Consider the following 25,873-nt stretch of genomic DNA (forward strand, 5'->3'; position numbering starts at 1 on the left):
ACCCGTTATGAAAACAATCTACTCTTTTATAGGCAAAAAAAACCTCCCATTTGGGAGGTTTTTTTAACTCAATTAACGATTGTTGTTTTCGTCGTCTTGAGCATCTTCAAATTTAGTTTCGCCATCAAAACCAGCATTTTGACCGCCGAAACCACTTTGACCGCCAAAGCCACCTTGACCACCGAAGCCACCTTGAGCGCCAAAGCCACCTTGACCACCGAAGCCACCTTGACCACCGAAGCCACCTTGACCACCGAAGCCACCTTGACCACCAAAGCCACCTTGGCCACCGAAGCCACCTTGTTGACCGCCGAAGCCGCCTTGTTGACCACCGAAGCCGGCAGCGCCTTGAGCACCAGCAGGAGCACCAGCAGGACGTGGGTTACGTGCTGGAACAACAGTTGAAATAGCGTGTTTGTAAACCATTTGGCTTACAGTATTTTTTAATAAAACAACGTATTGGTCGAAAGATTCAATATGACCTTGTAATTTAATACCGTTGACAAGGAAGATCGACACAGGAATACGTTCTTTACGGAGAGAATTTAAGAACGGATCTTGTAAAGTTTGACCTTTAGACATGTTATAACTCCAAAAAATAATAAAAATCAGCGCAAAAGCTACCTTTACTTTTCAATTAAAAATTATCAAAAAGGTAGTCTGTAAATTTTGCTTTATCCGTAGCACTTTCGCAAGTCTTCTTGAGCCTGCTGCGCAGTTAAATATGTAGTAAATTTATGCGTTTCTTGCAAAGATCTTAACCAAGTATATTGACGTTTTGCAAGTTGTCGTGTTGCAAAGAGTGCCTTATCCTCCATTTCACGCTGTTTTTCGCTACTTTGATCACTATTTTTCAAAAAATCTAAAGCTTGACGATATCCAACTGAGCGCATAGAGGGTAAATTTTCATCTAAATCGTATTTTTCAATGAGAGCTTTCACTTCATTTAAAAATCCAATTTCCCACATTGTTTTTAGACGTTGAGCTATACGCTCATGTAATTCTAATCGGTCTGGCAATAATGCGTAATTATGAAAATTGTAACGGTATGGTACGTTTTTAGGTTGCTCAGCTTGTAACTGCGTAATGGGTTTACCTGTTAATTTAAAAACTTCGAGCGCACGGATAATTCGTTGCTTATCACTCGGTTTAAATTTTTCACCTGCCAATGGGTCTACATTGCACAGTTCTGCATATACAGCATCCCAACCTTGCGACTCAGCTTTGGCTTCAATTTCAGCACGTACAGCATAGTCTGCACTTGGTAAGTTTGAAGACAACCCTTCCAATAAAGCCTTGTAATACAACATTGTACCACCGACTAAAATCGGTGTTTTACCTCGTACATGCATATCATCAATCAGTACACACGCATCTTCCACAAAGTTCGCTGCCGAATACACTTCTAGCGGACTGATAATATCAATCAAATGATGTGGATATTTCTCCAACTCAGCTTTACTTGGCTTGGCCGTACCAATATCCATATCCTGAAAAACCAAAGCAGAATCGACTGAAATTAATTCGAATCCACCTTGCTCGTATAACTCACATGCCAAGGCGGTTTTACCGCTTGCAGTTGGTCCCATTAAGTTGATGACCGGCAATTTATTTGACATGTAAAACTACTCTCCCCGAGCAAAAAGTTTATCTAGCTGTGCCAATGGAAACGCACGCCACGTCGGACGTCCATGGTTACATTGGCTGGCAAATTCAGTTTGTTCCATCTGACGCAGTAATGCATTCATTTCAGATAGACTTAAAATACGGTGTGCGCGTACAGCGCCATGACAAGCCATGCCTGCCAATATTTGATCACGCTTTTGTAGTAACCCTGCAACCTGATCACTTGGGTCTAAATCATTTAATAAATCTGGAATCAGCGCATCAAAGTCTGCTTTATGCAAAATGGCAGGAACACCTCGGACAATGACTTGCTCATCGCCATATTGGTCTATTTCTAAACCTAGGCGTGCCAATTGTTCTTTGAGCTCATCGACGCGCATCGCTTGCATCCGACTGATACTGACGACTTTAGGAATCAGCAACTGCTGTGATGTCCAAAACTCAGGTTTATCCCAAGCCGTTTTCATTTGTTGTAAAACAATGCGCTCATGCGCAGCATGCATATCAACAATGATTAAACCTTCGGTGTTTTGGGCCAAAATATAAATACCATGCAATTGCGCAATGGCAATCCCCAAAGGATGCTCATCGACTTTCTGCTGAATATGTTCAGCCAAAGAAGTATCAGGATCATTTGTAGATTCAGTTTGACGTAAAGGCGCTAAATAACTTTGCAATGCATTATTGAGCTGTCTGGAACCCGCTATATTTGACTGATATCCGGCGCTATTGATCGATACATTTGAATTTTGCTGTGTATACCCTTCTTGCCCTGTTGACGCATGATTTGACGCATATTGCACAGCAGTTGGCGAACTAAAATCAGTAAGCCCGCCTGCGATCTCTGGACTGACAAAATTTGTGCCTTGCTCTGCAACTGGCTGAGGTTGATGTAATGAAAATTGTTCCTGATGACGCGGCTGCGGAATAATATTTTCGTGTGCCTGCCCATCAAGTTTCATTGCAGATGACAATTCGGCGGTCGCGGTTTGAAATTGCGCTAATGTCGATTTGGCAAAATGACGAACAAATTCATGTACTTCACGTTGATTTAGAAACCGAATTTCATGCTTGGTCGGATGCACATTCACATCGATATTTTCAGGATCAACTTCCATAAATAACAAATAAGCGGCATGTTGATGTCCATGCAAAATACCATCATAAGCCATCCGAAGTGCATGTGAAACTGTCTTGTCTTTTACGATACGTCCATTCACATAGACGTATTGCATATCGGCCTGCGCACGTGCGTCTGAAGGATGGCCTAACCAACCACTGAGACGCATATTGACGCTATCAGCATCTATCCAGTACGCATTTTCAGTAAATTGACGGCCTAGTAACTGCTGCACCCGCTGAAAACGCAGCTTACCACTGTCTGCAATAGGCAAGTTCAGCTTAATACTATTGTTATGCTCAAGGACAAAACGTATATCAAAATGGGTCAGTGCCAAACGACGGACAATTTCTTCGATATGTCCAAATTCAGTCCCCGGTTTTTTGAGAAACTTACGCCGTGCAGGCACATTAAAAAATAAATCTTGCACACGAATGGTGGTGCCTTGCGTCGCAGCCACAGGCTGAATTTCTTGCGAATCAAATGCAGTGCCATTTACTTCGACCTGATAGCCTACACCGTCATCATTTTGGCTACTGGTCAATGTCAAACGAGACACCGCAGCGATCGAAGCCAAGGCTTCCCCACGAAAACCTAGACTTACAATGGCATGCAAATCTTCAGCAGTTTGGATTTTACTTGTGGCATGGCGCATGACCGCCAAAGGTAGATCTTCAGGGTGGATGCCCCGACCATTGTCTATTATTTCAATCAGTGTACTGCCGCCTTGTTCAATACGAACAATCAGCTCAGTCGCCCCTGCATCAATGGCATTTTCCAGTAATTCTTTGACCACAGAAGCAGGACGTTCAATCACTTCCCCTGCGGCAATTTGGTTGGCTAAGGCAGGATCAAGCGTTCGAATGCGGCGGGCACTGATTTCATTCAGCATGGTTAAATTTTTGCTCCAAAGCGTTTTGCAAAGTTTCTGAAGAAGAGCTTAAAGTCGCTGTACGGGTGCTTTCATCCGCAGACTTTTCAATATTAATAATTAAATCAGCCGCAGGGATTTCGTCGCCCCCTTTAGACGGCCATTCAAATAAAAATAGGGCGTTCGGCGTTTCTAAATAATCACGGATACCCATAAGCTCAAGCTCATAAGGGTCATTCAGACGATATAAATCAAAATGAAAAATATCTTGTCCTTGAATATTGTAAGGTTCAACCAATGTATAGGTTGGACTTTTTACCGCACCTTGATGACCCAAGTGTTGTAAAAAATAACGTGTTAACGTGGTCTTTCCTGCACCCAATTCACCAATTAAATACGCTACACCCGTCGTAAAATGCGTCGCCAGTACGGTAGCTAAGTTTTGGGTATCGACTTCACTATTAAGTTCCAGACTGAATGAATACTGCATATTACTCACAACATGTACATAAGAATTAAATATGATAGCATCGCACTGGCTAAAATGGATATGTTCACACTATAGATTGAGCATTTTTCATGATGTGTTCTCTGCTTTATTTGCTCAGTTTTTAGATCTTTCTTCATGCACAGTTTTGAATTTACTCCCCCAATGATCAATGGTGTTAGTGCCAGTAAAGTCTTCCTTGATGGTCAACACACACAAGCCACAACGGTCTATGCATATTTGTGTGAGCAATTTCCTCATATCCAAGCAGCAGAGTGGCAACAACGATTTAAAGATGGATTGGTCTATGCTGCAGATGGTGACGCTTTAACGATAGACAGTCCTTTTGAAGCAAATCGTCATGCTTATTATTATCGATTCTTAGCGCATGAAATTCATGTTCCCTTTGAGCATCAGATTTTATTTGAAAATGATCATTTCATCGTGGTCGATAAACCGCATTTTCTTACCATGAGTCCGACCGGTCAGTATGTACAAGAAACCTTGTTGGTTCGACTCAAAAAACAAACGCAGCTTGAACACCTAACACCGATTCATCGTTTAGATCGTGAAACTGCCGGCGTGGTGCTCTTCTCCAAATGTGTCGAAAGCCGTGGGCTATATCAACAGATGTTTGCCAAGCGGCAAGTTCAAAAAACCTATCATGCCATTGCAGCTTATCGAGATGAATTAAATTTCCCTATCACAACTCGCTATCGTATGGAAAAAGGTCAGCCTTTTTATACAATGCAACTGGTAGATGGTGAGCCTAATAGTGAAACATACATTAAGCTCCTCCAGCAGCATGGAAACCATGCAAAGTATGAATTAAATCCCCATACCGGCAAGCAACACCAACTTCGTGTACATTTAAATGCTTTGGGCATTCCAATTCAAAATGACCCCTTTTATCCAATAGTACAACATAAGGCAGATGACGATTTCAGCCAACCTTTACAACTACTTGCGAAACAGCTTGAGTTTATCGATCCTGTGACAGAGCAGGCTTTTCAATTCAGTTCTGCCTATGAATTGACACTGTAAATCTATTGTCATTACATTAAATTGATAAAATACTGCCAAACTTTCTTGAATTTATAACAGTTTTGATTAGAATAAATGCGAAAAGTTAAGTATTTAAAAGCTTTCTAAGAATATGAGAAAAACTGAAGTCTACCAAATCCGTCTCGATTCACAGGAAAAGAAACAGGCCTTTGCCGTTTTTAAACAATTAGGCATTACACCTGCACAGGCTGTACGTCTATTCTTTAAACAAGTTGTTTTAACCAAATCGATCCCCTTCTCTATTGAAAACCAAAATATCAATATTGAACAATTGATTAAGTTACGCAAATTAAAACAACAAGAAGCCCAAGCTATTTCAACCATTGAAATTAGCCCTGCTGAATTAGAAATTTTAAATAATGATCCATTATTAGATGATGATCATCTCGACTTGTTTGAAGAACTCAATGCAATTTTGGGTGAGGGTGACAAAACTTAACACTGTCGCATTTATAAACAATTTATAAATCAACCAATTTCGAAATTTCGATATGCTTCATGCAAGACTGATAAAAATAGCATGGAGTATAGAAAAAAATGATCGTTCGACGCGCAACAGAAGCAGACCTTCATCCACTTGCTGTTTTATTTGATGAATATCGCCAATTTTATGGCACCTCTTCTAATCTTGATATCTCATATAAATTTCTAAGACAACGTTTTGAAAATAATGAAAGCGTAATTTTTATTTGCTTAAAAGATGATGTGATTACTGGGTTTATCTTACTGTATTTGGGCTTTTCATCTGTGGCTTGTTCAACTTACTATATTTTAGATGATGTCTATGTCAGCCCTGTATATCGTCGTCAAGGTTCAGCTAAACAATTGATCGATACCGCTGTTCTCTTTGCTCAACATGAAGGCGCACTTCGAATCAGCCTCGAAACTCAAAAAAATAACTATCACTCGCATCAGCTCTATGAATCGATGGGCTTCATTAAAGATGATGAATTTCAAACCTATCATTACTTTATTCGTTAATGCCTTGCTCTACATTAAATACACAATCAACGCATATTAGAAACGCATCTTTAAATAATTAGCAGACATATTTACGGGCTTTAATACCCCACATTCATCCTTCAAATGATGACCTATCAAAGCCCAGTACCCATTACTGTGGAGCGATATTTTCGCGAAATTTCGATTGTTCAATTTGCGCTGCATTCAAATAGATCCATTCACCCTCAGCGAGATCATCAAGCTTTAATTGTCCTATTTGAGCACGATGTAAAGTTTCAACTTTATTGCCGACAGCCGCCAACATCCGCTTCACTTGATGATATACCCCTTGATGAACAGTCATTTGTAATTGCTGTGAAGCCAATAGCTGCACATCGGTTACAGCGAAAATGCCTTTTTCGTTTCGCAGCTCCACGCCTTGTTCTAATTGTTGTATTTGCTCAGGTGTCACAGGATCTGCGGTATGCATCGAATATACTTTGGCAACATGCTTTTTAGGGTGTGTCAGCGCTTGTAGATATTGACCATCATCCGTGAGCAGCAACAGTCCAGTGGTGTCTTGATCCAGCCGCCCGACGCATTGCAAACCACGATTTAACAGCACATCATCAAATAATTCAAAAACACTAAAATGATGGGTTGCCTGATGCGAACATTCATAACCTTGGGGTTTATTTAACGCGATGTAAACATGCTCACGATAGGTATAGTCCTGTCCATGCACACTGTAAGTTAAATCATTTAAGTCCAGTTTTTGCTTTGGATTATCTACAATCTCACCGCGTATTTCGACCGCACCATTTTTAATCAACTGTTGGCAATATTTACGCGAACCAAAACCTTGTGATTGCAGCATTTTATCCAAAAACATAGAACAACCTAATAAACACCATATATTGCTATTTTATACTGAACAACGAGCCAACTTGCAGGAAAAATAGCGGAAATGATCTTGAACGCCAGTTTTTAATGTTTCTGCGCTACACTATTGATTATTTATTGAAGTTTCTCACGAATATCCTATGTCTCAGTTGGATTTAAATCTGATCGTGTTATTGGTGTTATTGGCTTGTGGCATCTTTAGCCACAATACAGCGATCACCATAGCTGCAGGTGTCTTGATTGTTTTCCGCATCACGCCTTTGAGTGAATTTTTCCCCTATCTGCAACAATATGGCTTAAACATTGGCATTATTATTTTAACCATTGGCGTACTCACGCCGATCGCAAGCGGGAAAATACCCGGCGATTCAATTTTAAAATCCTTTTTAAGTTGGAAATCCCTCGTCGCAATCGCCATTGGCATCTTTGTCGCATGGCTAGGCGGACGTGGTGTCAAACTGATGTCCAATCAGCCAGATGTAGTTGCCGGACTATTAATTGGGACAGTCGCAGGTGTTGCCATGCTGCGTGGTGTACCTGTCGGCCCACTCATTGCAGCAGGCATCTTGTCGCTACTGATTGGGATTAAACAATAAGACCGTTGCTGACATAGCGGTTTAACAAAATTTTAATTTGAGCCATACTGCATTTGAAATAAACGTCGACTAAGCATGATTCCAACGAATGATAATGCTGACATCAATATACCCGCCCAAAACCACGTTCCAGTTTGTGAAACCACAGTGGCAATCACAGGAGGCAGAACAAATTGTGATATGGCAGAGCATTGTAAAATCATGCCGACCGTCGTACTAATTGCCGCAGGATAAGGTGCAAAATGCAGTGCTTGTGCAAAGACCGTTGCAGCAACCAAGCCCCCAAAAAGCGAAAAACTAAACACCGTTAAATATTGCAGTAAAAACGGTAACGCATCTTTAAAGAGATAAAATCCTAAGGAGCAAATGATTAAAACAGCAAAACCCAGTTGGACTAAAGTTTTAGCTTGAAAACCACGCTGTAATAACAGTCCGCAACCCCATGTGCCCACAGCATTCGCAACGGCAACACTGGCTGTTAAAGCACCCGCCAGCTCTGCTGAAATTTGGTTTTGAGCATAAATCATCGGTAAGAAGCCTACCAATGCAAACCACTGCCCTGCATATGTCCCAAAAATGAGCGCCAAAAGCCATGCTGCAGGATGTTTCAAAGTATCTCTAATGAGACCAATAATAGGTGTTGTATTCAGCGCCACATTAGGCTGAGGAATAAACATGGCGATACAGAGTAGTAATGCTGCAGTAATCATAGCGAAACTGAGCCAAACCACACTCCAACCATATTGAGCAATTAGAAATGGCGCAACCAATAATGCTATCCCCATACCTCCGCCCATATAAGCACTCCACAGTCCCATCTTTGCGCTGATGTGCTGTAGCGGTACAAGCTGACGGATAAATGCAGGCCCTGTGAGTGTCACCAATAAGAAGCCAAATCCTTCTATGACACGCAGTAGCAACAAGACATCAAAGCTTTGTGCAAAGCTCCCCCATGCACTTGCTATCGTCAATAGACTTAAGCCCAATAAGATACACAGTTTAAATCCAATTTTTTGGATATAACTACCAATCAACAATGCAAAGCACATTCCTGCACCCTGTACTAGTGAGAGCAATAAACCAGACTGAATAAAGCTAATGCCGAGTTGCTGTTGTAATACAGGTATTGCGGGCGGTAGTTTCCCGATATGCATTGCAGCAATAAAACCTGCCGCAATAATGAATAAATCTTTTGACATCCCTTTCATTGAATTGTCATGCTCTTTTCGCCATGCAATAGTGCACAGCTTAACAATTCAAAATATTATTTTGAGTCAAAAAACAAATGACCTTAGATGATTTTTCAATTACTAAATGATGTTACACCGTCACATTCGAAGCGTACTTTGATTCAAATTAAACAACGATACTTAGTCATGTCATCCGCATTTGTTTGAGACAGGACAAGTTTTCATCAAAACGTTTTGCGATACTTTAGATAATATGAAGGTAGTGAACGAATTTACCTGCATAACTATGAGTGAATTATTTAAGCAGTGAGATATTTAGGCAGTGAGTTATTCAGGATTGATTTGTTTCCGTTCACGCTTATTGGCGTACATTTTTAAATCAGCCATTTCGACCAATTGATCGATAGATTGAGCATCTTCTGGAAATAAAGCCATGCCTATACTGGCACCAATTTTCAAGCTCATTTGCTCAAATGCAAACGGCAGTCCGCAACTTTCTGCGATTCGATTCATCGCCGTTTGCGCACGTTCTAAGTTGGCAATATTGGTTAAGATCACAGCAAATTCATCACCACCCAAGCGTGCAACCAAGTCATCTTGACGTGTTTCACGCAAAATGCGCTGTGCAATTTCTTTCAGTGCAGCATCCCCAATGCGATGTCCAAACTGATCATTAATCGGCTTCAGACCATCCATATCAATCATCAAGATACCCAACACTTTTTTCTGCGCACGTGCTTTTTCTATCCCTTGGCGTAAAAAGTCGACAAACAAAGCCCGATTAGCTAAGCCGGTTAAGCTATCTTGCGTCGCCAATTTATATAGCTCTGTCGCACCGAAACGTGTCGCATGGTACATCGCCGCAGCGATCAACTCAGACATCAAACTTAATATATGTAAATCGGCTTCCTGAAAGGCATCGACTTGGTCGGAGTAAATCTTTAATACACCGACACCTTCATCACAGTGAATCAATGGCACCACAGCCATCGAACGCAACCCGACACGTCGACATGCCACGCGATCTACCCGCGCATCTGTTTCCGAATCTTGGCAATACAGTGTTTGTTTTTGCGCTATACATAGCCCCGATAAGCTATTTTCAATATGTAGTCTTAAACCTAGTAAATGGCTCGCCCCGCCAGACACTGCACGATAGACCATATCACCATCTTCAGCCAACTCTACAACTGCACCTTTAGCATGTGTAATCTGCTGCGCCTGTTCTGCAACCACGGTCATCACTGCATTTAGATCTAAACCCAGTTTGGCAATAGCTGTCTGCGTTTGAATCACAGACATGAGTTGAGCTGGTGATGGTTCTATAGAATTGGGCATGATTGAGTTCAAACAGGGTTCAATGTGAGATACAGCTCAATTCTAAAAATTATTCATCCACTTGTATAGCAATCTTAAAGTGATTTCTGTGCATTCAAGCACTTTAGATACAACTCTTTTAGATACGGCTCTTTAAAAAATTGCACTCAAGGAAACAACAGAGCATGCAGAATCATCGATACACATATTGAAGGTTGGGGAAAGTCATGATGTTTGGATGACCCACGTATTTTCCGACTCTCCCCCTGGATATTATTTCAATGCGTAAATTTCACTCTGCATCCATTCTCCGCCTTCCAGTTGCACATCTACAGCCACACGTTGATATTCAGTACCTTCAAATTCGTCTAAAGCCGCCCAATGTGCGGCTAAGTTTTCAGAGATAAAAACATAACCTTCAATCGCATGACCTGCCTTCGATAAACGAATGCCCGGACTGCCCATCGCCGCACCCCAGCCTTTATGTTCTAATTCACCCCACACCACACCTTTCTTCCACTCGCCACCAATGCGGTCCATCACGTGATCATTGGGTTGACCTAGACGTCATGTCTTGTATACAAAAAGACTCTGTGTCATAGATCCTCCTTAGTTGGAATAATATTGATTGCGCTTTTGTGAGAATTTCGCCAACTGTTTTAGGAAGCCTTCAAAATAGCTTTTTTCAGCCTCTTCGGTACGATAGCCTGCGTACAAGGTCCGTCTTAAACCTTCAGGTGAAACACAATCTAAACGTCGAGAGGTCACCCAACCTTTTTGTTCATATTCATTTACCACCCAATCTGGTAATGCCGCAATACCACGACCACTTGCAACCAACTGAATCAACATCTGGGTCAAATCTGTAGTACGAACGTGTTTAGGCTGAATATTGGCCGGTAAAAATAATTTTGCCATGATATCTAAACGATGTTTATCGACCGGATAGGTAATCAGCGTTTCTTCTGCTAATTCTTGAACAGTCACATTTGTCGCACGAACCAATGGATGTGTATTCGACAATACCAAACGAGACTCATATTCAAAGATTGGGAAATATTCCACACCTTTTAAATTAATCGGATCTGCCGTAATCAGAAGATCAAACTCGCCAGTTTGTAATAGTTCATGCGGATTGGCTTCAAAGCCAGAAGCAAAGTCCAAATCTACATCGGGGTATTGCTGACGGTAGACATTCAATAACGGCATCAGCCAGTCAAAGCAACTATGACATTCTGAAGAAAAAATAATTCGGCCAGTTTGACCATGCACAATACGTGTAATGTCCGATTGCGCAATTTGAACTTGCGGCAAAATGTCATCGGCAAGGCGTAGTAAACGTTGCCCAACATTCGAAAAAGACACAGGACGTGTGCGTCGGTTCACCACCTCTACCCCATACCAATGATCTAGCTCTTTCAACTGGTGTGAAAGTGCAGAAGGCGTTAAACACAGATCATTAGATGCAGCGACCAAAGAACCGTGTTCTCTGAGTGCCAATAAGGTTTTGAGATGGCGTAATTCCAACATGATTGTTCTCAACTAAACTTGGGAGCAACTTTGCAATCGAATAGTTTTCGCAAAGCATTAATGAATTATACTCATCTTATCATTATTTTATTAAGTTTTATTCATTTAAAGTTTTATTTGGAACTTTAACCACCAATTCATCGTTTTTACGCAGATGCAAAGGATGAAAATAAACACGATGCCCCTTATTAAAAAAGCCAGATTGATCAATCTGGCTTTAAATGTATGTAATCCAAAGAATGTGTTATTCCACAAATAATAAAGCCAAACGAACTTGGTCATATCCCATGCGTGGACTGGTCAACTCCACAATTGGGCGCAGCTTAACAGTACCATCATCGTTATAATGTGCTGGGTCTTGTCGTTTCGCCAAACGTTTATAAATTTTACGCACCTGTTCAACCACGTCTTCTCCCGGATGTGCCACCGATATATCTAAACCTTGCTCTTTTTGCAGACGAGCCAAATGGTTAATAATCGTAGCAGGTGTTAAACCACGCTCCACTGCAATATCTTGAATTTCATAACCTTCTTCAAATAATTCACGAGTTTGATCTAAAGTCGCTGTGGCAAAGCTTTGTTTCGCACCAGTTTTGGCAATTTTCTTTTCATTGCGCTCGATTTCCACTTCATTCAGTGTTCCGCCACAGTGGCGAATAAAGGCTTTGTGTTGTACTGTTAAATCAGCCTCTGCAAAATTGGTTTCCGCTTCATCAGAGAGTTCCTGAAAGCGTCGATCGGCTTTAATGGCCAAACTGTCGAGTTCTAAGGCTTGTTCATTAAAACCAAGTAAACGCAAACCATCTAATGTTTTTAAACGAGACAATGCCACATACCCCTGACCCTTTTCAAAAGTATGCGTCAAGTTAATTTCAGCCGCTGCAAGGGTCATCCCTTGAGATTTATGAATGGTGATCGCCCAGGCCAAACGCAGTGGAATTTGTTGGAAACTGGCAATGGTTTTACCATCATCATTATCGACAGACCATGTTTCAGGTTCTACCACCAAGGTCGTGCCGTCCGTAAGTTTTACTTTAGGCAAGATGCCATATTCATCATCTTCTTCAAAACCTATCACTTCACCGAGGCTGCCATTGATATAGCCCACGTCAAAGTTGTTTTTTACAAACATCACTTTGGCATTTTTCTTTAAGGTCAAAGTTTCCGGCGCACGCACTGAAGATTTTAAGGTTTCGATCAGTTTATCATTACCATCACATTGGGCATCAAACTGGCGAGATTCTTGCTCAATTTCATTTAGATGTTTATAGTTAATACTATCTACATCCATATTATGGGTATATAAGCGCGTAAAGGTTTCACCTATATTTTGTGAACTTGTCTGCCTTAAAGCATGCAAATGATCGCCCGTAATTTGCTGAGCACGAATCGCATTTAGAATATCATTGAGATAGTCATTACCCTGACGATGTTGTTCGGTCAAATAACACACGCGAAACTTCGCTTCTACCCATGCCTCAGACATAAAGCAAAACTTGTCACGGTTTAATTCACCTTTGCGTCCCACAGGGGGTAACTGGAAGAAGTCACCTGCAACAATGACTTGAATCCCCCCAAAAGCATCTTCACTGTCTTTAAAAAATTTTAAAACTTTATTCACCAAGTTTAATTGCTTGGCATGCAACATCGAAATTTCATCGATGATTAAAACTTGGGCATTTTCCAAATGCTCTTTTAAATATTTACGTTCTTTTAAGCGCTTTAACTCATCTTCGGAAATCGCATCTTTAATCCCAATCCCTGCCCATGTATGAATTGTCATGCCATTCATATGGGTTGCAGCAATCCCTGTAGAAGCCGTAATTGCCACCGGCACTTTGCGCGCTTTTAGATAATTGATGTACTGATTTAAAGTATAAGTTTTACCTGCACCAGCCGAACCTGTTAAAAACACATTTTCGCCTGCTTTGAGCAGCTTGAGTGCAGTTTCTTGTTTCATAAGACCTATACCGTAAAAGAACGGCTATAGCCTAACGATTTTTGACTCAAAAGTTAAGCGCACAACACAGTTTACTAAATCCGTATTTCGCCAATCTTACTTTAAGCTATTGAACCTATTTAAAAATTCTTTGGCGATATTTACTTTTTCTATTTCTGCTTGGGTATTATTTGAATACTCGAGTTGATCAAAAACCAAAATGTGGTTTTGCACATGACAGCCCAAAGTCATCGATACATGCAAAATGGGATGGTACATATGAAAAGCTACATATACTCTTGCAATGATACTGGCGCTATAACTTGATGCCAAACAATGTTTAAATTGAATAGATTCATCAATAATTCGATCGATGGTTTTTAATTCTTCAAAGACCCACTCTTGAAAATAGATTTTGTCTTCTGTTGTAAATGGCTGCCAAACCGTTGTCGCAAATTGACGCTTTAATTGAGTTAACACTTCCTGCTTTTGTTGCTTGGCATGCCAATGCACCGCCTGATGAAAGACCCCATTCCAGGTAATATTTTTAGGGACTATATGACCTGTAGAATAAGTCGCACTAACATAGTCACGCACATATGCATCAAATACAGATACTCTTAAATTAGCATGCTTTAAATAAAATAAATTTCGAAAATCCTGCAGTTGAATTTTATGTTGTCGTAAAACACTTAAAAATTGGCGATTTTCTTGGGTTTCTGGACGGATATAATCCATCAAAGCCTGCGGTAAATGCTGCGTACAACGTACTAAATGCTGCAGATAGGCCTGCATAATACGGCTCAAGGGTAGATAGACTTTTTTTATAGCCTGATCCTCTGCACCCAAAACCTGTCGCATTAAGATCAACCACTCATCTAAATACAAAATCGATGGGCTGATCACTACACGATGATCATCATGCTGCTGATATTTTTGGTGTAAAACAAACTGTAGATTTTTTTCATGATTAAACCAATCTTGTTCATGCGCAATCGTATGGCAATTTTGAATAAATAAGCGCGCTGCAACAAATTGAAAATGTTGTAAGGTCGCAAGAATCAATGTTGGATGAATATGCTGCGTATCGACAAAACTTAATGCCGTCACAGCCACACGTACATTACTGTGTTGAAAATTACGACTCAGCCAATCCAACACTTCGGCTGACTGCTTGAACATCCATCGCACTGCACGGTTGTTATCGAGTAAAGGGAGTTTTCCACATTTTTTTTGCCAAATTGCTGTGGCTTGCACAAAATTACTATGGCTTAATATGTCCTGCTCTGCCCAAACATCCCGATGCATCAAACGAATAAAACCCAACAAATTGGGACGCTCATATGCATGGTCGAGCAACAAAATAATATCTTCTATATGTTCATTTAATTCTTGTAAATTGAACCGATCTTCATAGCTCAAACTCATGATCCGGTAAATCGTTGGATCTAAAAATTGTGCTGTAGCAAAACAAATCTCGTCCAAACTATCCATCAAGAGCTGTATTGGCAATATTTCAGCTTCTGTAAGTGAATTGAGCGCAAACATCTGCTCAATCTTTTGCATCAACCAATGGGGTAGACAGATTTGGCATTCGATATAGGTTTGTAATAGCGGTGTCTGATAAATCTGCTGCTCTTGCATCAACTGATCAAAAATTTGCGCTTCAACCGCTGTCATCTGTGCTAAAAACTGCTGAACACGCGCTGGCCCATTTAGATGTAGAAAAACCGACTGTAAGATCAATTGTCTAAATTGCTGTGCTTTTTCTCTGAGCAAGAGTGAATGTTGCGGCGTTAAGTCCCCAGTAAAAAAATATAATTCATGAAATAAGAAATCTTCTACTACTTCAATACATGGCACTGTCGTATGCAATTCAGCAATTTTGATGGGTCTAAATGGACTTCTAGGAAACTGATAGCCAATCGATTCACGATTTTGTAGCTGTAAGGTCCACAGTCCATTACACAGTTGAATGCGGTGCTGCTCTTGTTCAATTTTAAAGATATTTTGTAAATTGAGTGCTGTAGCAAGATCCATTTGCTCTTGATACAACTGCTTTAAACTTGGAGATATTCGAATAAGTTGCCGAGCAATATGCTCAAGCTGCGGGGTCAAGCTTTTCTTTTCCATCTTCCGCCCTAACGATCGTTGATTATTTTTCAACCTTCACTATAGTCAAAGTTTAATGCTCCGACTACTGCCATTAATCAGCCAAATAGCTGTACAAAAGGTCAATACAAAGGCGTTCAATAAAAAATCTAAAAGCTATTGTTGTGACAAAATTCACCATGATTTTGAGCTGTGACGAATAAAAATGGATGAAGTTAAAGAGTAGTCACTATTATTGATCTGTAGAATGTTGTTCTGAACGGATTTTCTTAAGCTGTTCTATTGCAGTGTAAATATCTTGTTGTAGTGCCTCTCGATAGAGCTTTAAATCCTCTACACTCTGAATATGACTCAAACTTTGACGGGGTAAAAATTGAAAATAGAATGGAATGCGCTTGGGGATAATACGTTTGGGTAAAGACGGAATCACATCACCATGACGTAATAATTTATCGATTTTTTGTATTTTTAATAGTTGTTTAAACCAACGATGTTCAACGATCACACTGGCATCAAAGCCCAGTTCAAAGACTTCATCTCCACCTAAAGCGGCAAAAGGCACAATGTCATAATTAAATTCTTGCGCCAGTTTTAAAAAGCCATAACGTTGCTTCCAGATCAGTTGATAGGCTTCCCCTTTTCGCTTCAAAACCTCTCGACCACCACCGGGAAAAACTAAAATGGAATAACCTTGTTGCATCACTGTTCTGACATAGTCCTGAATACCTTGGACTGCACCGAACTTTTTGACCATGCCACGCCAACCGGGCAAATAAAAATGGCTATGATAGCGATACTGACCACAGCCACTTTATGTTCATTGTAGAGATAATCAATAATTACGGGTGAATCGAGTACACCGTAAATTGTATGATTCCCTACATACATTGCAGGTTTTGATGCATCAATATATTCAGCGCCAAAAAAGGTAGGCGTGAAATACATGCGGGATAAAGCGCTTAAACGCTTTATCCATTTTGCATCATGTTCAACCTGCAAATGTGCTGACCTTAGGCAGCATCATGTTTTTGAACAAGTACAGAACCTACTGAGTAGCCTGCACCAAATGAGCAAAGCACACCATATTCGCCATGGTTTACTTCATTCGCAGTACGGTGCAATGCAATAATGACACCTGCTGATGAAGTATTGGCAAATTCATCAAGAATGATTGGCACAAGGTCTGGCTGAGCATGTTCTTTACCCACAACCAGTTTCAGAATCAATTCATTCATGCTGGCATTCGCTTGGTGTAACCAGAAGCGTTTTACATCTGTTGCCGCAATTTTATTGTCATCCAATTGCTTAGTGATCATTTTCGCCACTAATGGACACACTTCTTTAAATACTTTACGACCGTCTTGACGGAAACGGTTGTTGTCGATGTCAGCATCGACTTCACTCATATTTAAGTAACCGAAGTTGTTACGAATGTTGTTTGAGAACTGAGTAAACAGGTCAATATCCAACACTTCAAAACCAGCTTTGGTTTCAGTTTCTTCAATGATCGAAGCCGTTGCAACGTCACCAAAGATGAAGTGACAGTCACGCATACGGAAATCTGTGTGACCAGATGTGATCTCAACGTTTACCAATAACACGCGACGAGCGCCTGATTTGATCGCGTCATAGGCTTGCTTGATACCAAAAGTTGCAGCTGAACATGCAACGTTCATGTCATAGGCATAACCCTGAATACCCAACGCAGTTTGAATTTCAATTGAAACGGCTGGATATGCACGTTGAATATTTGAACAAGACAAAATCACTACATCGATGTCTTCTGCAGTCACGCCTGCATTTTCCATCGCTTGTTTAGCAGCAGCTACGCCCCATTCCGCTTGAATAGACAACTCATCATTTGAACGTTCATGCAATACTGGACGTAAACGTTTTGGATCTAAAATACCGCTTTTTTCAGCAACATAACGTGCTTTTACGCCAGATGCTTTTTCGATAAATTCTGCACTTGAACCACGGCGCGCTTCTAGCTCACCGGCTTCAATTTTTTCAGCATTATCACTGTTGTACTGTTCCACATAAGCATTTAAAGCTTCAACTAACTCTTCGTTAGTAATTACGTCTTCTGGATGATAAAGACCTGTACCCGTAATGCGGATGCCCATGTAAAACTCCTTTTAGAAATTACCTATATCTTAACTGATTCCGAGCTTATCCCATACTTTTTGCAAGCGGGATGGAGAAATTGGCATCTTGGTCTTCATTGGTTGAGAGAAAATAGAGATGCGTAACTCCTCAACCATGAAATACAATTCTTTAAGGCGAGTGTCATTTTTAAACTTAAATAATTTTTCCATCCATGGGTCAACTTGATCAATGGCAGAATTGTCCCTTTGTAGATTATTTGGCAAGCGGTCTAAACGCAAGACTAATGCCTTCAAATATCTTGGAAATTCGAGCCACACATCGGAAGTTTTGCCATAAACAAAATCTGAAAGTTGCATCAAATCGAGTTGATCTTCAATGTCATCAATGTTCTTTCCAAACACAGAATCATCTAAAACCAACAATTTCCGACGTATATCCTGCCATTGAATATAGGTTTCAGTTAAAACGGCTAATGCTTGTTGCCCATGGGTTAAGAAAGATTTCTTTACATTTAAAATCAGGTTTTGGTACTCCTGCACATTGACAGGTAGCTCATTTATTGCAAGCTGAAGTGTGGCATAAACTAACATTTGCTCTAGTTTGGCTTTGTCACCTAGCGGTGAATAAGCCAATGCCAAGGGTTTAGATATCTGTTTTTTCAACTGACGAACTAAGTCACCCAACTGCATATGAACCAAACGAATGATCCCTTCGCGGTGTTGTTTGACTGCTTCAAATTGGTCATTGAAAGTCTGAATCACCACACCAGATTCGTCTTTGGCATCCAACTCTGCAAAGCCTTTGACTGGAACAAGCGCTTGATATTGTTTCACCACCACACCCGTGACTTTTTGTGATGCTTCGAACACAAAATTATCAGGGAAGATTTTAAACTCACCTTTTAACTGTTTGACTGGGCTATGAGTTTCCGTACGACAGCGTGCTTTGAGTTCATCTAGATCACGACCTTGCTCAATCACACGGCCTTTTTCATCAATGACTTTGATTAAAGGCAGCAGATATTGCTCAACGCGTTCCCAAGAAAAGTCTTTGTCTGTGATTTGCTCACCGCGCAGTTGGTATGCCAAGAAACTAAAAATATGCTCGCGCAAATGCACGGCATCGACACGATCCATCAATTTACGAGCCGTATCAGGTATTGGCACCAAGTGACGGCGTTTATCCTTAGGCAGGGCTTTAAGTAAAGCTTCAATCAGGTCTTGTCGCCAACCGGGTATGCCCCATGACCAAATATTTTCATCCACTTGCGGCAAAGCTTGAACTGGAATTTTGACCGTTGCACCATCTTCATCATGACTTGGGTCAAAACGATAACTTGCAGCCAAACGCAGTTCACCATTTCGTAGGTAGTCTGGAAATTGCTGGGTCGTTGGACGGTCATTCATCCAAAGCGCATCATCATCGATAAATAAATGCCGTGGATTTTTCGGTTCTACAGTTGCACGCCAGTCTTCAAAACTACGACGACTTGCCACCTCTTCAGGCACTTTTGCAGCATAAAATTGGTAGATGGTTTCTTCATCCACCACCAAATCACGACGACGCAGTTTATCTTCAACACGCTCAACTTCTTCGAGTTTTAATAAATTGTGTTTTAAGAACGGCGGCGTAATACCCAAATGTCCCGTCGTCAACGCATCGCGTAGGAAAATTTCATGCGCCGCCGGATGATCCACTTTTTCATAATTAATCTGACGACGTGGCTCAATAATCAAACCAAACAAAGAAATTTGATCATAGGCATTGACTACACCAGATTTTTTGGACCAATGAGGTTCAAAATAATGATGCTTCAATAAATCGCCTGCAGCCAATAAAATCCATTCAGGTTCAATTTTCGCCAATGTACGAAGATATACCTGAGAGGTTTCCACCATCTCAAAAGCCATGACCCAAGGTGTATTTGTTTTATGCAAAGTTGATGCAGGGAAAATACGTGCCTTTTGCTGACGCACTGCCATGAACACATTACGTTCATCGGTTTTGTTGGCAATAAATGAAAGTAAACCCGTTAATAACGCACGGTGCAGATTTTCATAATTGGCCTTCTTTTCATTAAAGGACAGTTTTAAGCCCTGAGCCAAATCCACCAATTGCTCATGGGTTTTTTTCCACTCACGGAGGCGTAACCAACTGAGGAAATGGTTGCGTGCAAAGGTTCGACGCTTATTTTCACTCATGTCACGATTTGCGACTAGAGCTTCCCATAATTTAATATAGAACAAGAAATCCGAGTCAGCTTCACGGAACAAAGCATGTTTCTGATCGGCCTGCATTTGTTTATCCGCAGGACGTTCACGTGGATCTTGTACCGCTAAAGCAGCGACAATAATCAAGACTTCATTTAATACGCCAAAATGCGCTCCACCCAAAATCATCCGTGCAAGACGTGGGTCGATCGGCATTTTCGCCATTTGCTGACCAATTTTGGTTAAAGCACCATTTTTATTATTCGCATGTTTTGTGCCTTGTTTTGCTTGGTTTTCCGAAGCAACTTGCGGTGCATACGCCGATTTTTCTTTTAAAGCACCTAATTCAATTAACAGCTTACGACCATCATTCACCAAACGATGATCTGGCGGCTCAATAAAATCGAAGTCTTCTAATTCACCAAAGCCCAAACTTTGCATTTGCAAAATAACCGAGGCCAAGTTGGTTCGTTTAATCTCCGGTTCGGTAAATTCAGGACGACTCATAAAGTCTTCTTCTGAATACAGTCGAATACACACACCCGGTGCAATACGACCACAACGACCTTTACGCTGATTTGCTGCCGCCTGTGATACAGCCTCAATTGGTAGACGCTGTACACGTGAGCGATAGTTATAACGGGATATACGTGCAAAGCCACTATCAATTACATAGCGAATATTTGGCACAGTTAAGGCAGTTTCTGCCACGTTGGTGGCAATAATAATCCGTCGCCCACCGCCTGATGGATTAAAGATCTTTTGCTGTTCTGCCAAAGCCAATCGAGCATATAAGGGTAAAACTTCGGTATGTCGTGGCCCAAACTTTTGCAGTGTTTCCTGTAACTCACGTATTTCTTGTTCAGTGCTGGCAAAAATCAAAATGTCGGCATGTTCAGGATGACCTTTTTCCTGTGCATCTTGAAAACATTCTTCTACTGCCGAAACAACGGCACGCGGTAGATTTTCTTCAAAATCATCAAACTCATCGTCATCACTGCCAACAATACTCAGCTCTGAAATCGGACGATAACGGAGTTCTACCGGAAAGCTTCGACCTTCGACTTCAAAAATAGGTGCCCCATTAAAGTAATTCGAGAATCGATTTACGTCTAAAGTTGCTGAAGTAATAATGACTTTGAGATCTTTACGACGAGGCAAGAGCTGTTTGAGATAGCCCATGATGAAGTCAATATTTAGCGAACGCTCATGCGCTTCATCGATAATAATCGTGTCATATTTATTTAAGAATCGGTCATTAGCCAGTTCAGCCAATAAAATACCATCGGTCATTAACCGAACGATGGAATCTTGTGAACCTTGTTCATTGAAACGAACTTTAAAGGAGATCGACTCCCCCAGCTTTTCGCCCACTTCTTCTGCAATACGTTGCGAAACACTACGCGCGGCTAGTCGACGGGGTTGAGTATGACCAATCAAACCCGTTAAACCACGACCTGCAAGCATGGCAATTTGCGGTAACTGCGTGGTTTTACCCGAACCGGTTTCACCTGCCACAATAATCACTTGATGCTTTTGAATCGCTTCAATTAGTTTGTCCGCATACTGCGTAACAGGTAAGTCTTGATTTAATTTAATATTGGGAATGCGGGCAATCCGTTCGCGCACTTTCGCATTCGACTTTTCAAACAAATCTTGAAATTTTTCAGGATTGGCTTCTTTGCCTTTTTTCAGCCGACTTAAGCGATGGCGATCACGAACCATGACCAATTGATCGACATTTAACTGACTTGGCACAGATGCATTATCCTAATAATTAAAAATAGAACCGAATATTTTACGCTGTATGTAAAAATAGTGAAAGATGAATCTATTTTTTGCGTGCCTGAAACCAATAGGTAAAGCCGAACAGAATAAAATGATAAAAAACTAAAATTGCGGCCAATAACCAATAATTGCCAAATGCTTCTATACTGTCATGTAATAGCTGATAAAATAGCACTGTATAAGACATACTCAACGGCACAATTAAAAACATCAATAAAGTGAAAGTGAAGATCAAGAAATGATGAACAGATTTTGCTAAGCACAAAAAAATTGAAAATAAAATGCAAATCTACCCAATAAAAATAAATAAAAGAGGTTCATCCGATGAAGAACCATTCATTTCAGCATAATAATTAATTTGATTCGGGCTAGCACCTTGAAATGAAAGCACATTCTTGATTCATCCAGTACAGAATAATAAAGCCACATGCTTACTAGAATAGGCAACTCAAGCCAATCCATTTGAAAGCTTTATACATTAGTTTCAGTGCCATAGAAAATGTAAACGAAACTAAAAACAATAAATATGCTCTGCCCGATCACCCATGCGAACAACCAACCATTATGACAATAAACAATACTGTCATAGATAATTTTTGAAATTGAAGCAGTTTCTATCATTAAAATGATGATGAATTGAAAAATCGCATATAGCCATAATATAACCACATACCAAGCACGTCTAAATGATAGCAACAGTGGGAAAAAAAGAAGATTCCAACGATTCCCATGCTACTCAATAGCGTAGGATCATCTGATGAAGTTCCTAATAGTTCATTAAAATAGGTCGCTTTTTGAGGTTGCAAGTATTCATAGATACATAAATTTGTACCTGTGTCTTCAACTTTAAGAATACATAGTGATGCAAGTGCAAGACTGAGAATGGCAATGATACGAAAAAATTGACTAAGCACCTGATCAAATCTGGAGTCATTTTATGTTCATGCCATCTTATATGAACAAATTCTATAATTTGAAATATTTTTTATAACTTTTTTAGAGATCACCCTTGAAATCTTATGTCACAAGCATCATGTTGGTTACAGACTTTGAAAAGATGATTTTGTCATTTTACTTTAAACTTTATATGGCATTGATATGGCTTATATCGAATGAAATAATGATAAATAATCGTTATTGCTGAAATAGTTCTGGAGTGTACTAATTCGGATTTTCCGATATTAGTTATGTAAAAATACTATTTCAGCAATAAGCAAAATTTCTGTACCCTATTGGAAATCAAAAACAAACCTCAATCATGGAGACAATGATGAGCTTAATTAATACTGAAGTTAAACCGTTTAAAGCACAAGCATTCCAAAATGGTCAATTCATCGAAGTAACTGAAGCTGATCTTAAAGGTAAATGGTCTGTTGTATTCTTCTACCCAGCTGACTTCACTTTCGTTTGCCCAACTGAACTTGGTGACCTTGCTGACAACTATGCAGAATTCCAAAAACTAGGTGTTGAAATCTACTCAGTTTCAACTGACACTCATTTCACTCACAAAGCTTGGCACGATTCTTCAGAAGAAATCAAAAAAATCCAATACGTAATGGTTGGTGATGCGAACTGGACTCTTGCTAAAAACTTTGACGTATTAATCGAAGCTGACGGTCTTGCTGATCGTGGTACTTTCGTTATCGATCCAGAAGGTAAAATCCAAATCGTTGAAATCAACGCTGGTGGTATCGGTCGTGATGCTCAAGAACTTCTTCGTAAAGTTAAAGCAGCTCAATACGTACACGCTCACCCAGGCGAAGTTTGCCCAGCTAAATGGAAAGAAGGCGACGCAACTCTTGCTCCTTCAATCGACCTAGTTGGTAAAATCTAATCTGTATTAGATTGAACTGATTCAAAAACCACGCTTTTAGCGTGGTTTTTTTATGCCTATTATCTGCGAGTATATACCTCTATACACCCTATGCAGTTCACACTTTATTCATACAACTTTAACGTACTAGCACTTTCTACATATCTGTAGATATTCATCAAGTTAGAGCTTACACAAATATAATAAAAATGCGCCGCAAACCCGATTGTCTAGGCTTACATCTTTGCCAGTATTTCAGTATTTTTAACATGAATTTTAGGTCAATTGCTTATTTCAGGAAGATGTAAGCCCATGAAAAAATATTTCGTCTCAATCAGTTTAATTTTATGTTCGTTTACAACTTTTGCTGCCATGAACTGCGAAGGTGAAATTAAAAACCAAAGTATTCGTGAAGATATTAAAGTCAAAAAAAATTGTCAGCTTGAAGGTTTAATTGTTCATGGCAATGTTATTTTAGAAAATGGTGCAAGTGTTGAACTGCATGACAACCACATCAAAGGCAATATTGAATCGAATAAAAATTTTACCAAGATCATTGCCAATCATAACAATATCAGTGGCAATGTCGATTTTACAACTGGGAAAAACATCCAACTCCTCAATAACCAAATTTCAGGCGACCTCAAATTAAAGAAAAATAATGGCAATATTGTTCTAAATAATAATGAAATCGCAGGTAATTTGATTTGTCTTGAAAATGCTTTTTCAATTAATGGCAGCAACAACCAAGTCAAAGGCAATAAATCAGAACAATGCCGTAGTTTTTAACTCTCCTTACACTAATATGGGAGAATGACACTTATGGCATTTATTTGAACTGGCATTTTTTTATCAAATTAGTTGATAAAGAAATGAAAAAAATGTGAGATAAAACATTATTTTTTAACAATTCTGCAATACTCCACGCCCTAAATTTGTCTTAATTTCAAATGAGATAAACCTTTAACTGCAGTATGACTATAACAACGCAATAAGGGGGTGGCTTATGACAACAAATGTTGTAACTTCTTGGAAATACAGTTCTTCTTCACGTTACTTAAAAATATTTTATGCGAATGGTTCTGGGGATCTCTTTTATCCAGTTTCACCTTTTATTTATGATAATTTACTTCGATGTAGTGATAAAACGGCATTTGTCCACAAATATCTAGAATATGATCTACATTTTTCACGAGTAAGCTTACAGGGTTAAACCGCTACAAGTTTAGCGCTATAGCAACAGTATTTTTATTAATTAAAAAAAATTCGATCAAATCAGGGCTGAATGCCCTGATTTTTAGTTGCGCCAAGTCACCATAAAGAGCCCTGCGCCCACATTTAATGTCGTACTGATAAAACGATCATCCGCTTCAACACGTTGGATAAATTCAGCGACCTCATTGGCATGTGACAGCACATTATCCACGATTAACACGCCACTTTGAACTTGTATCAATTCAGCTAAATATGGCCAATACGCGATATACGCATCACGTTCTGCATCCAATAAAATGAAGTCATAACGCTGATTTAACTGCTGTAAAAAATGCAGCGCATCGCCATGATGAAATTCAATGTATTCGGATAAAGCTAAATTTTCCGCATGCTGTTTAGCTTGTTCGATACGCGCTGCATCAATTTCAATGGTTTCGACTCGCCCTTGTGTAGACTGGGCAGCATCTGCCAACCACAGCGTGGAATAGCCTGTAGATGTTCCAATTTCCAAGATCTGTTTGGCTTGTTTTAAGCGAATTTGCATAGCCAAAAACAGTGCAGACTCAGGCTCAATATTTCGGTAACGCGCAAGTCGGTGATTTTGCGCAGCATCGTGAGCACTAAAGTCTGCATAGAGTTGTTGCATATAGTTTTTAAAATTTGCATCCATGTTCATGATTCTGTCCTTTTGTTATTTCTTTCATATTTAAAGATTAAAGTACTAAATATCTGCTCAGTGGGTTTCTTGGATCAGTTTAAAACGTGGAATTACTTCACCATCAATTTCAACGGTTTCCATAAACATCTCTAAGGGTCTGACCCACATTGAATAGTCGTCATACAAGCACTGATAGACCACAACTTTTTCACGCGTTTCACTATGTGTTGCAACATGAAAGACTTGATACAACTGACCTTTATAATGCTGATAAATTCCCTGTTTAACCTGCATGCCATTTCCCTAAAAAGTTCTCAATACAATAGCGTTGACTCTAGCATTCTCTCGCTTAAAGCGCGATGAATTCGTTTATTTTTCCACT

At 40.0% G+C, this 25,873-nt stretch carries 22 protein-coding genes and 1 pseudogene; 7 read left to right on the top strand and 16 right to left on the bottom strand.

What is annotated here, in order from left to right; genetic code table 11:
- Window positions 1-72 precede the first annotated feature (72 nt).
- The 4 genes from hfq to tsaE all read right to left on the bottom strand — a co-directional run bounded on the left by hfq (window position 73) and on the right by tsaE (window position 4,107).
- A complete protein-coding gene (gene hfq / locus M5F03_RS03645) occupies window positions 73-582 on the bottom strand; it encodes an RNA chaperone Hfq (protein ID WP_180023922.1) in 510 nt (169 codons plus the stop codon).
- A gap of 92 nt (window positions 583-674) precedes the next feature.
- Window positions 675-1,619, bottom strand: a complete 945-nt coding sequence (gene miaA, locus M5F03_RS03650) for a tRNA (adenosine(37)-N6)-dimethylallyltransferase MiaA (protein ID WP_249682613.1) — start codon at window positions 1,617-1,619, stop codon at window positions 675-677.
- A 6-nt stretch (window positions 1,620-1,625) separates the two neighbouring features.
- Entirely contained in the window at window positions 1,626-3,638 is a 2,013-nt protein-coding gene (gene mutL / locus M5F03_RS03655) for a DNA mismatch repair endonuclease MutL (protein WP_249706683.1), read from the bottom strand.
- Window positions 3,628-4,107, bottom strand: coding sequence for a tRNA (adenosine(37)-N6)-threonylcarbamoyltransferase complex ATPase subunit type 1 TsaE (gene tsaE, locus M5F03_RS03660; protein WP_249706694.1), 480 nt, complete (start codon window positions 4,105-4,107; stop codon window positions 3,628-3,630). Before tsaE ends, mutL begins: the two co-directional genes overlap by 11 nt.
- Before the next feature lie 135 nt (window positions 4,108-4,242).
- On the opposite strand from tsaE, the gene M5F03_RS03665 reads away from it, so the two are divergent.
- The 3 genes from M5F03_RS03665 to M5F03_RS03675 all read left to right on the top strand — a co-directional run bounded on the left by M5F03_RS03665 (window position 4,243) and on the right by M5F03_RS03675 (window position 6,150).
- Window positions 4,243-5,148, top strand: a complete 906-nt coding sequence (locus tag M5F03_RS03665; RefSeq protein WP_249706697.1) for a pseudouridine synthase — start codon at window positions 4,243-4,245, stop codon at window positions 5,146-5,148.
- Between the two features lie 112 nt (window positions 5,149-5,260).
- A complete protein-coding gene (locus M5F03_RS03670; protein ID WP_078193683.1) occupies window positions 5,261-5,608 on the top strand; it encodes a type II toxin-antitoxin system RelB/DinJ family antitoxin in 348 nt (115 codons plus the stop codon).
- A 98-nt stretch (window positions 5,609-5,706) separates the two neighbouring features.
- Window positions 5,707-6,150, top strand: coding sequence for a GNAT family N-acetyltransferase (locus tag M5F03_RS03675; protein WP_168378877.1), 444 nt, complete (start codon window positions 5,707-5,709; stop codon window positions 6,148-6,150).
- 133 nt (window positions 6,151-6,283) lie between these two features.
- Here the strand turns inward: M5F03_RS03675 and M5F03_RS03680 are convergent, their stop codons facing one another.
- Window positions 6,284-7,003, bottom strand: a complete 720-nt coding sequence (locus M5F03_RS03680) for a pseudouridine synthase (RefSeq protein ID WP_249706699.1) — start codon at window positions 7,001-7,003, stop codon at window positions 6,284-6,286.
- A 151-nt stretch (window positions 7,004-7,154) separates the two neighbouring features.
- Here M5F03_RS03680 and M5F03_RS03685 point away from each other — a divergent pair, with 151 nt between their 5' ends.
- A complete protein-coding gene (locus M5F03_RS03685; protein WP_111885075.1) occupies window positions 7,155-7,610 on the top strand; it encodes a DUF441 domain-containing protein in 456 nt (151 codons plus the stop codon).
- Between the two features lie 32 nt (window positions 7,611-7,642).
- On the opposite strand, the gene M5F03_RS03690 is transcribed toward M5F03_RS03685, so the two are convergent.
- The 9 genes and pseudogenes from M5F03_RS03690 to hrpA all read right to left on the bottom strand — a co-directional run bounded on the left by M5F03_RS03690 (window position 7,643) and on the right by hrpA (window position 21,742).
- Window positions 7,643-8,809 (bottom strand): MFS transporter, encoded by a 1,167-nt coding sequence (locus M5F03_RS03690; protein ID WP_249706701.1) that lies wholly within the window; start codon window positions 8,807-8,809, stop codon window positions 7,643-7,645.
- 318 nt (window positions 8,810-9,127) lie between these two features.
- Window positions 9,128-10,138 (bottom strand): sensor domain-containing diguanylate cyclase, encoded by a 1,011-nt coding sequence (locus tag M5F03_RS03695; protein WP_249706703.1) that lies wholly within the window; start codon window positions 10,136-10,138, stop codon window positions 9,128-9,130.
- Between the two features lie 252 nt (window positions 10,139-10,390).
- The gene (locus tag M5F03_RS03700; RefSeq protein WP_249706705.1) at window positions 10,391-10,657 is read right to left on the bottom strand and encodes a gamma-glutamylcyclotransferase family protein; all 267 of its coding nucleotides are present in this window, start codon (window positions 10,655-10,657) and stop codon (window positions 10,391-10,393) included.
- A gap of 69 nt (window positions 10,658-10,726) precedes the next feature.
- Window positions 10,727-11,647, bottom strand: coding sequence for a LysR family transcriptional regulator (locus M5F03_RS03705; protein WP_180132980.1), 921 nt, complete (start codon window positions 11,645-11,647; stop codon window positions 10,727-10,729).
- Window positions 11,648-11,891: 244 nt separating this feature from the next.
- Window positions 11,892-13,607 (bottom strand): DEAD/DEAH box helicase, encoded by a 1,716-nt coding sequence (locus M5F03_RS03710; protein ID WP_180003112.1) that lies wholly within the window; start codon window positions 13,605-13,607, stop codon window positions 11,892-11,894.
- Window positions 13,608-13,703: 96 nt separating this feature from the next.
- Entirely contained in the window at window positions 13,704-15,719 is a 2,016-nt protein-coding gene (locus M5F03_RS03715) for a hypothetical protein (protein ID WP_249706707.1), read from the bottom strand.
- A gap of 211 nt (window positions 15,720-15,930) precedes the next feature.
- Window positions 15,931-16,697: pseudogene (locus M5F03_RS03720) on the bottom strand (1-acyl-sn-glycerol-3-phosphate acyltransferase).
- Window positions 16,698-16,708: 11 nt separating this feature from the next.
- Window positions 16,709-17,824, bottom strand: coding sequence for a beta-ketoacyl-ACP synthase III (locus M5F03_RS03725; protein WP_111885081.1), 1,116 nt, complete (start codon window positions 17,822-17,824; stop codon window positions 16,709-16,711).
- A gap of 30 nt (window positions 17,825-17,854) precedes the next feature.
- Window positions 17,855-21,742, bottom strand: a complete 3,888-nt coding sequence (gene hrpA, locus M5F03_RS03730) for an ATP-dependent RNA helicase HrpA (protein ID WP_283773850.1) — start codon at window positions 21,740-21,742, stop codon at window positions 17,855-17,857.
- Between the two features lie 1,333 nt (window positions 21,743-23,075).
- Here hrpA and ahpC point away from each other — a divergent pair.
- From ahpC to M5F03_RS03745, 3 genes are all read left to right on the top strand, one after another.
- Entirely contained in the window at window positions 23,076-23,639 is a 564-nt protein-coding gene (ahpC, locus tag M5F03_RS03735) for an alkyl hydroperoxide reductase subunit C (protein ID WP_078193727.1), read from the top strand.
- A 291-nt stretch (window positions 23,640-23,930) separates the two neighbouring features.
- A complete protein-coding gene (locus M5F03_RS03740) occupies window positions 23,931-24,407 on the top strand; it encodes a hypothetical protein (RefSeq protein ID WP_180119739.1) in 477 nt (158 codons plus the stop codon).
- A 217-nt stretch (window positions 24,408-24,624) separates the two neighbouring features.
- The gene (locus M5F03_RS03745; protein ID WP_249706711.1) at window positions 24,625-24,831 is read left to right on the top strand and encodes a KTSC domain-containing protein; all 207 of its coding nucleotides are present in this window, start codon (window positions 24,625-24,627) and stop codon (window positions 24,829-24,831) included.
- A gap of 84 nt (window positions 24,832-24,915) precedes the next feature.
- On the opposite strand, the gene M5F03_RS03750 is transcribed toward M5F03_RS03745, so the two are convergent.
- Together M5F03_RS03750 and M5F03_RS03755 are read right to left on the bottom strand one after the other, a co-directional pair.
- Window positions 24,916-25,509 (bottom strand): O-methyltransferase, encoded by a 594-nt coding sequence (locus M5F03_RS03750; RefSeq protein ID WP_249706713.1) that lies wholly within the window; start codon window positions 25,507-25,509, stop codon window positions 24,916-24,918.
- 57 nt (window positions 25,510-25,566) lie between these two features.
- Entirely contained in the window at window positions 25,567-25,785 is a 219-nt protein-coding gene (locus tag M5F03_RS03755) for a DUF1653 domain-containing protein (protein ID WP_078189028.1), read from the bottom strand.
- Window positions 25,786-25,873: the final 88 nt, after the last annotated feature.

Source organism: Acinetobacter amyesii (genome assembly GCF_023499985.1).
Lineage (GTDB): Bacteria > Pseudomonadota > Gammaproteobacteria > Pseudomonadales > Moraxellaceae > Acinetobacter > Acinetobacter amyesii.